The organism is Streptomyces ardesiacus, assembly GCF_003112575.1.
Classification (GTDB): domain Bacteria; phylum Actinomycetota; class Actinomycetes; order Streptomycetales; family Streptomycetaceae; genus Streptomyces; species Streptomyces ardesiacus.
In genome coordinates this window covers 56,545-69,291 of record NZ_BEWC01000002.1, presented here as the reverse complement: position 1 = coordinate 69,291, position 12,747 = coordinate 56,545, and the positions used below count along the sequence as shown (strand labels likewise).

General features: G+C 72.0%; 11 protein-coding genes. 4 read left to right on the top strand and 7 right to left on the bottom strand.

Annotation, left to right across the window (positions count from 1 at the left end; all coding sequences use genetic code 11):
* Nucleotides 1-33 precede the first annotated feature (33 nt).
* The 3 genes from Sdi02f_RS07215 (at nucleotide 34) to Sdi02f_RS07205 (ending at nucleotide 3,665) form a co-directional block, all read left to right on the top strand.
* On the top strand, nucleotides 34-636 hold the full coding sequence (locus Sdi02f_RS07215; RefSeq protein ID WP_030401659.1) for a TetR/AcrR family transcriptional regulator: 603 nt from the start codon (nucleotides 34-36) through the stop codon (nucleotides 634-636).
* Between the two features lie 165 nt (nucleotides 637-801).
* Complete coding sequence (locus Sdi02f_RS07210) at nucleotides 802-2,046, top strand: hypothetical protein (protein WP_108932961.1); 1,245 nt, start codon at nucleotides 802-804, stop codon at nucleotides 2,044-2,046.
* A gap of 197 nt (nucleotides 2,047-2,243) precedes the next feature.
* On the top strand, nucleotides 2,244-3,665 hold the full coding sequence (locus Sdi02f_RS07205) for a condensation domain-containing protein (RefSeq protein ID WP_055467530.1): 1,422 nt from the start codon (nucleotides 2,244-2,246) through the stop codon (nucleotides 3,663-3,665).
* Here Sdi02f_RS07205 and ccsB read toward each other — a convergent pair.
* The 7 genes from ccsB to hemL all read right to left on the bottom strand — a co-directional run bounded on the left by ccsB (nucleotide 3,647) and on the right by hemL (nucleotide 11,634).
* Nucleotides 3,647-4,786 (bottom strand): c-type cytochrome biogenesis protein CcsB, encoded by a 1,140-nt coding sequence (gene ccsB / locus Sdi02f_RS07200; protein ID WP_030401656.1) that lies wholly within the window; start codon nucleotides 4,784-4,786, stop codon nucleotides 3,647-3,649. The two genes, Sdi02f_RS07205 and ccsB, sit on opposite strands and share 19 nt — an antisense overlap.
* Nucleotides 4,783-6,537 carry a cytochrome c biogenesis protein ResB gene (gene resB / locus Sdi02f_RS07195; RefSeq protein ID WP_031086770.1) on the bottom strand — a complete coding sequence of 585 codons (1,755 nt, stop codon included), beginning with the start codon at nucleotides 6,535-6,537 and terminating at the stop codon, nucleotides 4,783-4,785. Before resB ends, ccsB begins: the two co-directional genes overlap by 4 nt.
* A 3-nt stretch (nucleotides 6,538-6,540) precedes the next feature.
* Nucleotides 6,541-7,314, bottom strand: coding sequence for a cytochrome c biogenesis CcdA family protein (locus Sdi02f_RS07190; protein WP_030401654.1), 774 nt, complete (start codon nucleotides 7,312-7,314; stop codon nucleotides 6,541-6,543).
* Nucleotide 7,315: 1 nt separating this feature from the next.
* On the bottom strand, nucleotides 7,316-7,984 hold the full coding sequence (locus Sdi02f_RS07185) for a TlpA family protein disulfide reductase (protein WP_053664534.1): 669 nt from the start codon (nucleotides 7,982-7,984) through the stop codon (nucleotides 7,316-7,318).
* 66 nt (nucleotides 7,985-8,050) lie between these two features.
* Nucleotides 8,051-9,352 carry a polysaccharide deacetylase family protein gene (locus tag Sdi02f_RS07180; RefSeq protein WP_108932960.1) on the bottom strand — a complete coding sequence of 434 codons (1,302 nt, stop codon included), beginning with the start codon at nucleotides 9,350-9,352 and terminating at the stop codon, nucleotides 8,051-8,053.
* Between the two features lie 279 nt (nucleotides 9,353-9,631).
* Nucleotides 9,632-10,321 carry a histidine phosphatase family protein gene (locus Sdi02f_RS07175; RefSeq protein ID WP_030401651.1) on the bottom strand — a complete coding sequence of 230 codons (690 nt, stop codon included), beginning with the start codon at nucleotides 10,319-10,321 and terminating at the stop codon, nucleotides 9,632-9,634.
* A complete protein-coding gene (gene hemL / locus Sdi02f_RS07170; protein ID WP_108932959.1) occupies nucleotides 10,318-11,634 on the bottom strand; it encodes a glutamate-1-semialdehyde 2,1-aminomutase in 1,317 nt (438 codons plus the stop codon). The genes Sdi02f_RS07175 and hemL overlap by 4 nt, the downstream gene beginning before the upstream one ends.
* A gap of 351 nt (nucleotides 11,635-11,985) precedes the next feature.
* Between hemL and Sdi02f_RS07160 the strand changes: the two genes are divergently transcribed.
* The gene (locus Sdi02f_RS07160; protein WP_174843317.1) at nucleotides 11,986-12,612 is read left to right on the top strand and encodes a hypothetical protein; all 627 of its coding nucleotides are present in this window, start codon (nucleotides 11,986-11,988) and stop codon (nucleotides 12,610-12,612) included.
* The last annotated feature ends 135 nt before the right edge of the window (nucleotides 12,613-12,747 follow it).

Genomic DNA, 12,747 nt, shown 5'->3' with positions numbered 1-12,747 from the left:
CCCGGACGAAGACCGACGAGAGCGCACCTGCCCATGAGCCCCAAACAACACCGCGGCGAGGTCACCTCCGACCTCCTCCTGGACGCCGCGCTCCGCCTCTACACGGAGTCGGGTGAGCAGGGCGTCACCGTCACCGCCGTCACCCGGACCAGCGGGGTCAGCCTCGGCAGCCTCTACCACCACTTCGGCAGCCTCGACGGCCTGCTCACGGCGCTCACCGAGCGCTGGACCGGTCGGCTGTTCGAGCAACTGGTCGGCGCACTGCCCCGGAACGGGACGGCCCGCGAGGGGATCCGGGCGGTGGTCGGGGCCTATCTGGCCTTCGTCCGCGACCACCCCGGCGCCGCGCTCCTCGTCCACTCCCCGCGCGCCGACCGGCACCTGATGGCGCGGGGCCGGGAGGTGCGGGACGCGCAGGCCCCGGTCGTCTCGGCGATGGCGCTGTGGATCCAGCCCCGCATCGACGCCGGCGAAGTCGCCCCGCTCCCCGGGCCGTTGCTGGAGGCCCTGGTCCTGGGCCCGGTGGTCGCCGTCGCCCGGCGCCACCTGTCCGGGATACGGGACCTCGACCTGGACGAGGCGGCGCGGATCCTGCCGGAGCGCATCTGGCGCTCGATCAGCGCGAAGGGGCCGTAGGACGGCGCCCGCTCCCCCGGGTTCCGGTCGTGGTTCCTGTCGTGGTTCCGGAAACCCGTCCGGTGCCGCGGTTGCCGGTCTCCGCCCTTGTCGACGGGGCACGGGCACGGACAGACTCGACCGGCGGTCATGTCCGTGACGGACGAGCGGCGGGGGGGGTCCGGGATGAAGCACGTTCCCATTTTCAGGTGGGTCGTCCTGCTGGGTCTGGTGCTGATCGGGTGTTCGGTGGCCGGCTACCTGGCGACGCCGGACTACCCCGAGCGGGAGACCGTCGACCTGACCGTCCTCCACGAGGAACCCGACGGCACGTGCGAAGTCCGGTGGACCGACCCGTACGACGGCGCCGAGCACACGGGGTCGTACCGGTGCGACCCGTACCGGTCCGCCAGGCTGAAGGCACCGGCCTACGAACCGGGAACCGACCTGGGCTGGGACGTCGGATACGTCCTGGCCGAGGGGCCGCACAAGGGCGACCTGTCCTCGTTGGACGAGGACGAGGACATCGAGGCGTCGGTCGAGGTGACCGACGGCCTGCTGGCCGTCGGTCTGCTCGTGACGATCGTCGGTCTCGTCGGCGGCAACATCCGTTCGGTCTCCCGCCTGTACGGCATGAGCCCCGGCGTCCTCCGCCGGGCACGGCGGCTGCGGGAGGCGGCCGCCCGGGTGGCCGAGGACCATGCGCGGGCCGAGGCGTCGGTGCGCGAGGCATGGGCACCGCTGCACGAGGAGCTGGTGCGTGAGCGGCTGGCGCGGCTGCCGGTCACGCGGCTCCGGACCACGTACCGCAGGCGCCTGCCCACGAAGCGGCTCACCGACGGTGGCATCCGCAGCGTGCGCGACGTGTTGGAGGCCGGGGCCTGGGGCGTGGCCCACGCCGCGGGAGTGGGGCGGCACGAGGGCGAGAGAGCGTGGGCGGCCGCACGGCAGACCGCCGATCTCGTGGCCCGGGACGCGGTGGTACGGCTGGACGCGGACGGCACCGGTCCGCGGACCGCGGCACTGCTGAGAGCCCTGCGGGTCCTCGTGGAGGCCGGGCCGGGCGCCCGCGGCGCGGCGGAGGCGGGAGGCCGGCTCGCCGCGACGCTGGACCGGAAGCTGGCCGACGCCGCCCCCGCCGCCGGGTGGAAGCACATGCTGCGGGCGGGACGCGAGGAACGGGCACGGATGCCGGCAGCGGTGGCCGAGCTGCGCGCGCTGCTGGCCACGGCCGAGCGGGAGGGCCTGGCCGAGCGGTTCGCCCAGGCCTCGGTCGACCTGTTGCGCGGCGGGGACCACGATCCGGAAGGCATCTCCGCACGGGTCGACTTCGACACCAGGCCCGCGGCGTACTACACCCTCCTCGCCTCCGTCGTGGCCACCGCCCGGAGCGGATTGGCCGAGCCCGGAGGCGGCCACCCCGGCCCCTGACCACGCGCACTTGACGCAGGGGGTGAAGGCCGCACAGAGAAGGCACGGGGGAAGGGTGAAGGGCGCCCCGGCCCGGGGGCGGATCGGCGTTCGAGAGGCCATCCGTTTCGTTGAACAGTGTCGACACACCCGGTGCACGGTCGCGGAGACGGCATTCCCTTGGTCGGGTCTGTACATCTGCGAACGGAGACCCTCTCGTGCGAATGACCGACATCCAGCGCTGCGAGATCCGGCCCGGGCGCCTCGTCGAGTGGACGCTGAGCCCCGGCACGCTCGACCTCGCGGCGGCGCTGCCCGAGGACACGCGTCCGCCCGCGTACATCCAGGAGTCGCACATCCGCACGGCCCGGTCGGTGCGCGAGGACGGCCTGTTCGTGCCGACCTGGCTCGGCGCCGCCTTCGACATCCCCGGCCCGGTCGACCTCGACGTGCTCCAGGAGGCCCTGCGCGCCTGGACCCTGCGGCACGAGACGCTGCGCAGCGGCTTCCGGTGGAGCGGCGAGGGCGGCGAGGGCGGCGAGGGCGGCGAGACGATGCGGCGGTTCACGCTCGACGCGGACGCCGTGGCCCTGCACCGCGAGGACGTCGGCGAGTTCACGGACGCCGCCGACCTCGCCCGGCACCTCCAGGACCGCTTCGACCGGGTCGCCGACGCGCTGCGCTGGCCCAACCTCATCTACACGGCGGTCGTCCGCGACGACGGCGTCGGCGTCTATATGGCCTTCGACCACAGCAACGTCGACGCCTACTCCATCTACCGCATCCCCGCCGAGGTGAGCGAGCTGTACGCCGCCGGCGCGGCCGGGCGGAGCGTGCCGCGGCCGCGGGTCGCCTCCTACGTCGACTTCTGCGAGGCCGAGCGGGCGGACGCCGACCGGATCGACGCGAGCCACGACGTCGTCGCCCGCTGGCGGGAGTTCATCCGGCGCTGCGACGGCCGGCTGCCGTCCTTCCCCGTCGACCTGGGCCTGCGGCCGGGCGGCCCGCTGCCCGAACAGCGGCTGCTGCGCGAGCCGCTGGTGGACGCGGCCGACGCCGCCGCGTTCGAGGCGTACTGCCGCCCCTACGGCGGCAGCCTCGTCGGCGTCCTGGCCGCGACCGCGCTGATCGTCCACGAGATCGGCGGCGAGCCCGTCTACCGCACCGTCGTCCCCTTCCACACCCGGTCGCGGTCCCAGTGGACGGAGTCCGTCGGCTGGTACGTGGGCGGCGCGCCGATCGAGGTCCCGGTGGACCGGGCCCGCGACTTCCCCGCCGCCCTGCGCGCCGTCCGCGCCGAACTCCAGGCCAACCGGCGGATGTCCCGCATGCCGATCGACCGGGTGCTGCGCCTGCTCGGCACGGACTTCCGGCCGACCTCACCCGACCTGTACTCGATCGTGTCGTACGTCGACGCCCGCGACGTCCCGGGCGCCGACGGCTGGCCGGACCAGACCGCGTACGCGCTGCTGCGGGTCTCCTACGGCGACCAGGTGTGCGCCTGGGTCACCCGGCTCCCGGAGGGCCTGTGGTTCGCCAGCCGCTACCCGGACACCGACGTCGCCCACAAGAACCTGCGGCTGTACGTCGAGCGGCTGCGGGACATCGTCACCTCGGTCGGTCAGAAGCCCACCGACTGAAGGGCGCCCAGGCCCACGTCCGCGTAGGAGTGCTTGCCGGAGACGAAGATGTTGACGCCGTAGTAGTTGAACAGCCAGCAGCCGAAGGCGACCAGGGCCAGGTAGGCCGCCTTGCGGCCCTTCCAGCCGGCGGTGGCGCGGGCGTGCAGGTAGCAGGCGTAGGCGACCCAGGTGATGAAGGACCAGACCTCCTTGGGGTCCCAGCCCCAGTACCGGCCCCAGGCGTCGCCCGCCCAGATGGCGCCCGCGATGATCGTGAACGTCCACAGCGGGAAGACGGCGGCGTTGACGCGGTAGGCGAACTTGTCGAGGGAGGCGGCGGCGGGCAGCCGGTCCAGGACGGAGCTGGCGAACCGGCCGGGGGTGCCGCCGGAGGCGAGCTTGCTCTCGAAGCTGTCCTTGAAGAGGTACAGGATCGTGCCGACCGCGCCGACGTAGAAGACCGCGCCGCAGAAGATGGCGGTCGAGACGTGGATGTACAGCCAGTACGAGTGGAGCGCGGGCACCAGCTGGTCGCTCGCCGTGTACAGGACCGTGACGGCGAGGCCGAGGTCGAGCAGGACGGTGGTGGCCAGCGGCAGGCCGAGCCAGCGGACGTTCTTCTTCAGCAGGAGCAGGAGCAGGTACACGCCGACAGCGACCGTCGTGAACGTGATGTTGAACTCGTACATGTTGCCCCACGGCGCCCGCTTCACCGACAACGCGCGGGTGAGGACGCCGCCCGCCTCGATGGCGAAGGCGAGGACGGTGAGCGAGACGGCGATGCGGCCGTAGAGGTCGCCCTTCTCGGTGCCGCCGTGCGCGCCCGGCCCGTCGGGCACGTCGCGGGAGCCGGAGGCGGCGCGTACGACGACCTCGGGCCGCTCCAGCACGGCGGTGCCGCCGGCCTTCTTCACGGTGACGGCCGGACCGGCCTTGGCGCCCGCCTTGGACTGGCCCGCGGCGGTGAGCGCGGCGGCGGTGCGGCCGACCTTGCTGCGGCTGCCGAAGAGCCACTCGGCGATGTGCGCGAAGAAGGCCAGGGTGTAGACGGCCATCGCGGAGTAGATCAGCGTGTTGCTGACGTTCGCGAGATGTTCGTTGGTCGCGGCGGCCAGCTCGGTTGCGGCGGCGAGAGTCACTTCTCAGCCCCTTCGGCAGGTACGACGTGGGTGTCGGGGGAGGAATCGGGGGTGTCGTCGGTCTCGGGGGCGTCGGGCGCGCCGGGCGCCTGGTCGTACAGGACTCCGGCGAGGTCGCCCAGTTCCTCGGGGACCTTCGCGGACTCGCTGCGGCCGAGGCCGGCCATCTCGACGACGGTGACGCCGTCGGCGCCGCGCACGGCCCGCACCCAGACGCGGCGGCGCTGGATGAACAGGGAACCGGCCAGGCCGAAGATGGCGACGACGGCGCCGCCGAGCGCCCACCCGCTGCCGGGCTGCCGCGTGACCTGGAAGCCGGCCCACTCCTGGACGCCGTCGAAGGTGACCGTGCCGGCGCCGTTCGGGAGGGTCATGGTGTCGCCGACCTTGAGCTGCTTCTTGAACAGCTCGCCGTCGGAGTCCTTGAACTCCTTCAGGTTGGTCTTGTCGAGCTGGTAGATGCTCTGCGGGATGCCCGCGTCGACGCCGAGGTCGCCGTGGTAGGCGGACAGGGCGAGCATCGGGTTGAGCAGCGCCGGGAAGGTGGAGCGCATGCCGCTGTCCTTGCCGCCGTAGGTCGGCAGGAAGAACGCGTTGAAGCCGAGCTGCTCCTTCTCGCCCTTGGCGTTGCGGTAGCCGTCCATGACCTTGACGGCGCCGGAGGAGGTGACGTTGCCGTCCAGCGGCAGCAGCGCCACCGCCTGCTTGTCCATCACCACGTCGCCCTTGGCGTCCTTGACGGTGAGGATGGGGGCGTAGCCGTGGCTGACCAGGTACACCTTGGAGCCGTCGATGTTCAGCGGCTTGTTGACCTCGACGGTCTTCGACTTCTCGGCGCCGTGGGCGCCCTCGCTGTAGGTGACCTCGGCCTCGTAGACGCGCGGGGTGCCGCGGTTGGGGCCGGTCGCCTCGTAGGTGCCGTGGAAGTCCTTCAGGGTGAAGCTGAAGGGGGCCAGGTCGTGGTCCGGGTCGAAGAGGTTGCCGGACTTGAAGTCGTCGTACTGGGTGAGGGTGTTGGCGAAGCCGTCGCCCTCCAGGATCAGCTTGTTGCCCTCGTACTTGAAGAGCTGGCCCCAGGCGAAGGCGACCAGGAGCACGATCAGCGCGATGTGGAAGGCGAGGTTGCCGACCTCCCGCAGGTAGCCCTTCTCTGCGGCGACGGCGTCCCCGGCGGCGTCCGCGCGGAAGCGGCGCTTCTTCAGCAGCGTCAGCGCGGCCTCGCGGACCTCCTCGGGCTCGGCCGCGGTGCGCCAGGTGGTGTAGGCGGGCAGCCGGTCCAGGCGCCGGGGGGCGCGGGGCGGGCGGCCGCGGAGCTGGCCGACGAACTGCCAGGTGCGCGGGACGATGCAGCCGATGAGGGAGACGAACAGAAGGATGTAGATCGCGGAGAACCACACCGAGCTGTAGACGTGGAAGAGCCCGAGCTTGTCGTAGACCGGCGCCAGGAGGTCGTGGTTCTGGCGGAACTCCTCGACCTTCACGGCGTCGATGCCGTCCTGCGGGATCAGCGACCCCGGGATGGCGCCCAGCGACACCAGCAGGAGCAGGAGCAGCGCGACGCGCATCGAGGTGAGCTGGCGCCAGAACCAGCGGGCCCAGCCGATCACGCCGAGCGAGGGGAGGTTCGGGGCCTCCTCCGCGGGCGCGGTGGACAACTGGGAGCCGGCGGCGCCGAGGTCCTGCTGGTCGCCGTCGGCCTTCGGCTGCTTGCCGGGGTCGGTCCCGGGGGTGGTGTTCGAGGTGGTGCTCATCGGTCAGATCCCCACAGTGAAGCCGTTGGACCAGGTCTGCATGTCCTGCACGAGGCTGTCCCACGCACCGGTCAGGAGCAGGAGGCCGGTCGCGATCATCATGACGCCGCCGACGCGCATCACCCAGACATAGTGCCGCTTGACCCAGCCGAAGGCGCCGAGCGCCTTGCGGAAGGCGACCGCGGCGAGGACGAAGGGCACGCCGAGGCCGAGGCAGTAGGCGACGGTCAGGACGGCGCCGCGCCCGGCGGTGCCCTGGTCGGCGGAGAGCGCCAGCACGGAGGCGAGGGTCGGGCCGATGCAGGGCGTCCAGCCGATGCCGAACAGGGCGCCCAGTATCGGGGCGCCGACCAGGCCGTTCACCGGCTTCTTGTGGAAGCGGAACTCGCGCTGGGTGAGCCAGGGCATCAGGCCCATGAAGAAGACGCCCATGAGGATCATGAACGCGCCCAGGATGTTGGTCAGCACGCTCCGGTTCTCCTGGAGCGTCTGGCCGAAGTAGCCGAACAGCGCGCCGCTGGAGACGAACACGGCGGTGAAGCCGAGGACGAACAGGGACGCGCCGGCGACCATGCGGCCGCGCCGGGCCTCGCCGAGGTCGGTGCCGGTGACCCCGGTCACGTAGGAGAGGTAGCCGGGGACCAGGGGCAGGACGCAGGGCGAGAAGAAGGAGACGAGGCCGCCGAGCAGGGCGATGGGGAGGGACACCAGCAGGGCGCCGTTGAGCACCGTGCCGTTGTAGCCCGCCGTCTCGGCGAGGGTGACCGTGGCCGACACGTCACTTCCCCGGCTTGGCGGAGTCGGCGGACCCGTCGGCGAGGTAGGGGGCGAGCATCTTGCGCAGCTTCTCCTCGCTGAGCGCCTGGAGGGTGCGCGCGGCGACCTTGCCCTCGCGGTCGATGACGAGCGTGGAGGGGACGGCCTGCGGGTTGAGGGTGCCCTTCTCGAAGCGGAGCAGGAGCTTGCCGCTCGGGTCGTACAGGCTCGGGTAGGTGACCCCGTAGTCCTTCTCGAAGGCGCGGGCCGGTCCGGGGGAGGTGTCGCGGGTGTTGATGCCGACGAACTGGACGCCCTGGTCCTTGACGTCCTGGTAGACCTTCTCGAAGTTCTTGGCCTCGGCCCGGCAGGGCGGGCACCAGGAGCCCCAGACGTTGAGGACGACGACCTTGCCCTTGTAGTCGGCGACGTCGGCCTGTCCGCCGTCGACGGTCTCGCCGGACAGCTCGGGGGCGTCGGCGCGCTCGCCCTCCTTCGCGGTCGCGATGCCGTCCGAGCCGGTGATGAAGCCGGTCTGGCCGCCGCCGCCCGAGGTGCCGCCGGAGCTGCACGCGGACACGAGGAGCGCCGCGGCGGCTGCGCCGAGGGCGAGGGCGGCCCGGCTACGGACGCGGACGGCGGTGCGGGTCGAGCGGGTCGAGCGCAGGGGGGCGCGGCTGGCGGCACTCATGTGAAAAGTTTCGCATGTCCGTTCCGGGGATCTTGCGCACCCCCCTCACGGGCGGAAACCCGCATTTCAGGCGGCGTTCCCGGGGGGTGTGGAGCCCGTCGCGGAGGTGCCCTTGAGGAAGGCGTTCCAGCCTCCGGCGGGCCGCTGTCCGACCTCGACCGTGCGGAGCTTGGCGAGCACCTCGGGCTTCTGCACGTCCAGCCAGTCGGCGAACTGCCGGAAGGAGACGAGGCGGATGTCCTCGCCCTTCTCCTTCTCCCGCGCGATGTGCTTGAGGGCGTTCTCGACGGCGTCCATGTAGATGCCGCCGTTCCACTCCTCGAAGTGGTTGCCGATGAAGAAGGGCGCCCGGTTCGTCTCGTACGCCCGCTTGAAGCCTGATATGTACGCCTTCGTGGCCTGTTCGCGCCAGCCCGGGTAGTTGTGCGCCGGGGCCTTGGTCGAGTTGACCGACTGGTTGGCGAGGATGTTGTAGTCCATCGAGAGCACTTCGAAGGAGTGGCCGGGGAACGGTATCTGCTGCAGCGGCAGGTCCCAGATCCCGTCCTTCTTCACCGGCCACACCTGGCGCCCGCCGGGCGAGGAGGCGTCGTAGCGCCAGCCCAGCTCCCGGGCGGTGGGCAGCAGGCTGTCCTGGCCGAGCAGGCAGGGCGTGCGGCCGCCGACGAGTTCCTTGTCGTAGTCGAAGGGCAGGGCGGGCAGGTCGGTCCAGCCGCTGTTGGTCCTCCACTCCTTGACGAAGGACTTCGCCTGGTCGATCTCGCTGCGCCACTGCGCGGGCGTCCAGTTGCCGACGCTGCCGCCGCCCCCGCAGAAGTGGCCGTTGAAGTGGGTGCCGATCTCGTGCCCGTCGAGCCAGGCGCGTCGGACGTTCTCCAGGGTCGCCTTGATGTGCTCGTCGGTGAGGTAGCCGATGTCGGAGGCGCCGCGCGGGTTGTTCGGCGGGTCGTAGAGGCGCTTCTTCGACTCGGGCAGCAGGTACAGGCCCGAGAGGAAGAAGGTCATGTGTGCGCCGTGCTCCCGGGCGAGGTCCAGGAAGCGCGGGAAGAGCCCGTTGCCGACCTCGCCGGCCCCGTCCCAGGAGAAGACGACGAACTGCGGCGGCGTCTGCCCCGGCTCCAGCGGCACGGGGGTGTCCGGCTGGTGCGGCTGCTTGCCGGTGTACGACGTGGAGCCGTCGCCGATGAGCTTCGCCGGGGCCTTGCTGCTGCCGGAGGGCGATGGTTTCCCGGCGTCACCGGCCTGGTGCGAGCCCTCCGCCGAGGAGTGGGAACCGGTTCCGCAGCCCGCGAGTCCGACCGCCGCCGCGGCCCCCGCGCCGAGTCCGAGTATCCCCCTGCGGGTGAGAGTGCGGTTGGTAGTGCGCATCGCAACCTCGTTCGTCGCGTCCTTGGGTGGTCACTAGGTGAGAGGACGCGACGAACGAGCGGGTTCCGGAAATATGTGCGGGTTGGGTAACAGCGAACCCACAGGAACGGTCCCGCGGCGGCGGGACCGGGCGGCACGGGGCAGGGGCCCGGACGACCGTCGCGTCGCCCGGGCCGTGGGGCCGCCAGGCCGTTGGGCCGTCGGGCCGCCAGGCCGCCGTGGGGCCTTGGGGCCGTGGGGCCGTGGAGCCGTGGAGCCGTGGAGCCGTGGAGCCGTCCGTCAGGCCCCGAAGGCCTTCCCCTGCCCCTTCACCGGCTTGGCCCCCGCGAGGAGGTGGGCCGGGACGAGGTCGCGGGCGGGCTCGGTGTAGCCGACGGAGACGATCCGGTCGCCGCGGTAGGTGAACGTCGTCAGGGACGCCAGCGTGCACTGCCGCTTGCGCGGGTCGTGCCACAGCCGCCGCCGCTCGACGTACGACCGCAGGATCCAGATCGGCAACTGGTGGCTGACGACCACGGCCTCGTGACCGCGGGCCCGGTCCCGGGCGGCGTCGATCGCGCCCTTCATCCGCACGACCTGGTCGACGTACGGCTCGCCCCAGGACGGCTTGAACGGGTTGACCACGTGCTTCCAGTTCGCGGGCCGGCGCAGCGCGCCGTCGCCGATGCCGAAGGTCTTGCCCTGGAAGACGTTCCCGGCCTCGATGAGCCGCGTGTCGGTGTCGAGGTCGAGCCCGTGCGTCTTGGCGATCGGCGTGGCGGTCTCCTGCGCCCGCTCCAGCGGGGAGGCCACGACGTACGTCACGTCCCGGGACTCCAGGTGCTCGGCGACCCGCTCGGCCATGCGCCGGCCCAGCTCGGAGAGGTGGTAGCCGGGCAGCCGCCCGTACAGGACGCCGGTGGGGTTGTCGACCTCGCCGTGCCGCATGACGTGGACGACGGTCAGCTCCTCGTCGTTGTCGTGGCTCATGCCGTCGCCTCCGCAGCCGCGCGGGCCGCCGCCGGGAGGGCGTCGGCGATGCGCTGGACGGCCCGCTCGTCGTGGGCGGTGGAGACGAACCAGGACTCGAAGGAGGACGGCGGCAGGTAGACGCCGTGGGAGAGGAGGGAGTGGAAGAAGGCGGTGAACCGGAAGGACTCCTGCGCCTTGGCGTCCTCGTAGTTCCGCACCGGACGGTCGGTGAAGAAGACGGAGAACATGTTGGAGGCGGTCTGCACCGTGTGCGCGACGCCCTCCTTGGCGAGCGCCTCGGTCACCAGCGCCTGGATCTGCGCGGACGCGGCGTTGACGGTCTCGTACGCCGCGTCGTCGAGGAGCCGCAGCTGGGCGAGCCCGGCGGCGGTGGCGACCGGGTTCCCGGAGAGGGTGCCGGCCTGGTAGACCGGGCCGGCCGGAGCGAGGTGCGCCATGACGTCGGCCCGCCCGCCGAAGGCCGCGGCGGGGAATCCGCCGCCCATCACCTTCCCGAAGGTCATGAGGTCGGGCACGACCCCCTCCACGCCGTACCACCCGGCACGGCTGGTGCGGAACCCGGTCATGACCTCGTCGGACACGAACAGCGCGCCGTTGGCGGCACAGGCGTCCTTCAGTCCCTGGTTGAACCCGGGCAGCGGCGGCACGACGCCCATGTTGCCGGGCGAGGCCTCCGTGATCACGCAGGCGATCTCGCCGGGGTGCGCGGCGAAGGCGGCGTGCACGGCCTCCAGGTCGTTGTACGGCAGCACGATCGTGTCGCTCGCCTGGGCGCCGGTGACACCGGGGGTGTCGGGCAGCGCGAAGGTGGCGACGCCGGAACCGGCCGCGGCGAGCAGCGAGTCGACGTGACCGTGGTAACAGCCGGCGAACTTGATCACCTTGGTGCGCCGCGTGAACCCGCGGGCGAGCCGGATGGCCGACATGGTGGCCTCGGTCCCGCTCGACACGAGCCGCACCTCCTCCAGCGGCGCGACGCGCTCCACCATCGCCTCGGCGAGCGCGACCTCGCCCTCGGCCGGCGTGCCGAACGACGTCCCGCGCGCGACCGCCTCCTGCACGGCGGCCACCACCTCGGGGTGCGCGTGCCCGAGGATCATCGGCCCCCAGGAGCAGACCAGGTCGACGTACTCGCGCCCGTCCGCGTCGGTCAGGTACGGCCCGGTGCCGGACACCATGAACCGGGGGCTGCCGCCGACGGCGCCGAAGGCGCGCACCGGGGAGTTCACCCCGCCGGGCGTGACGGCCGCCGCGCGGTCGAACAGAGCCTGCGAGGCCGGTGCTTCGTATGGATATGCCAGTTCGCTCATGACCTGCGACTTCTCCGACCTTCTCGACCTTCTCCGACGTATCGGACCCCGTACGGGCCCCGCTCGGCCGCTGGTTGCCCAGGGTGACTTGGTCAAGGGTAGACAACCGCCCCGAATGCCGTGCCGTCTGCCAGACTGGAGCCCATCCACGCAGCTCACCGGAGCGACGCGGGCACGGCCGAGGGCCGTCCCGGGATCGCGGGCCGGACACATGGCGGTCGTACGACGGCGGCATGACGGCCAGATGTTTCACCGCACGTTTCGGCGAGCGGCCGTGGGGGAGGTCACTGACACGATGATCGGGTTGCGCGGCGGGGGCCACGCGTCCTAGAAAAGCAGTCGGGTGGAGATATGCATCGCGGTGGCGGACTGGGCGAGGGGACCGACGACCTGGGTCCTCGACGTGCCCGGCGGGGAAGGCACCGACGCGAGGCGGAGGAAGCGTCCGAAGCACGTCAGGCACACGGCACCCCGGGCGAGCCCGACCGGCTCGCGAGGCGGGCCGACCGGCTGGGGGCGGGGAGCAGGAATGGTGGTCGGGTGGGGGTGACCTACAAGTACTTCGGCGCGCCCGACGGCGCGACCGCGGCCCGCGTCCCGATCTCGATGCGCCCCGAGGAACTGGGCGGCGACGAGCTCGGGATGAACGGCATGTTCACCAAGATCAAGCCGGAGACGATGGCCGCGATGGTCCTCACCGGCATCGAGGGCGTCCCCCTGCACCGGGTGCCCCCGCTGGAACTGGTCGTCCTGCACCCCGACTACGCGGTCGTGAAGCTCCCGATGACCGTCGTCGACCCCCTGCGCGGCATCGGCGAGGAGGCGGTCGGCGCGGCGGCCTTCATCTGGTCCACGGTCCCGGACCGGGGCGGCCCGCGGGACGCGTTCAACGTGTACCAGTTGCTGCACGAGTGGCAGGACTTCAGCCACCGGCTGCATGAGGCGGGGCATCAGCCGTATTGCTTGGTGTGGCCCTGAGTCAGGGAGCGGGTGGCTCCGGCACCGTCTCCCGGCGGTAGCGGTCGGCCCCGTGGCGCGCCCTCCGCCGGTGGGGCCGGCCTCGCGGAGCGGCGGGGATCGAGTGCGTCGGCATGTTCCGGGGCGGCCGGAATC

What these genes read in the sequence shown, in the direction of transcription:
- resB (WP_031086770.1), bottom strand. Translation starts at nt 6,537, where the DNA reads ATGAGCACCACCTCGAACACCACCCCCGGGACCGACCCCGGCAAGCAG.
- Sdi02f_RS07210 (WP_108932961.1), top strand. Translation starts at nt 802, where the DNA reads ATGAAGCACGTTCCCATTTTCAGGTGGGTCGTCCTGCTGGGTCTGGTG.
- Sdi02f_RS07175 (WP_030401651.1), bottom strand. Translation starts at nt 10,321, where the DNA reads ATGAGCCACGACAACGACGAGGAGCTGACCGTCGTCCACGTCATGCGG.
- Sdi02f_RS07180 (WP_108932960.1), bottom strand. Translation starts at nt 9,352, where the DNA reads ATGCGCACTACCAACCGCACTCTCACCCGCAGGGGGATACTCGGACTC.
- Sdi02f_RS07160 (WP_174843317.1), top strand. Translation starts at nt 11,986, where the DNA reads ATGCATCGCGGTGGCGGACTGGGCGAGGGGACCGACGACCTGGGTCCT.
- Sdi02f_RS07185 (WP_053664534.1), bottom strand. Translation starts at nt 7,984, where the DNA reads ATGAGTGCCGCCAGCCGCGCCCCCCTGCGCTCGACCCGCTCGACCCGC.
- hemL (WP_108932959.1), bottom strand. Translation starts at nt 11,634, where the DNA reads ATGAGCGAACTGGCATATCCATACGAAGCACCGGCCTCGCAGGCTCTG.
- Sdi02f_RS07215 (WP_030401659.1), top strand. Translation starts at nt 34, where the DNA reads ATGAGCCCCAAACAACACCGCGGCGAGGTCACCTCCGACCTCCTCCTG.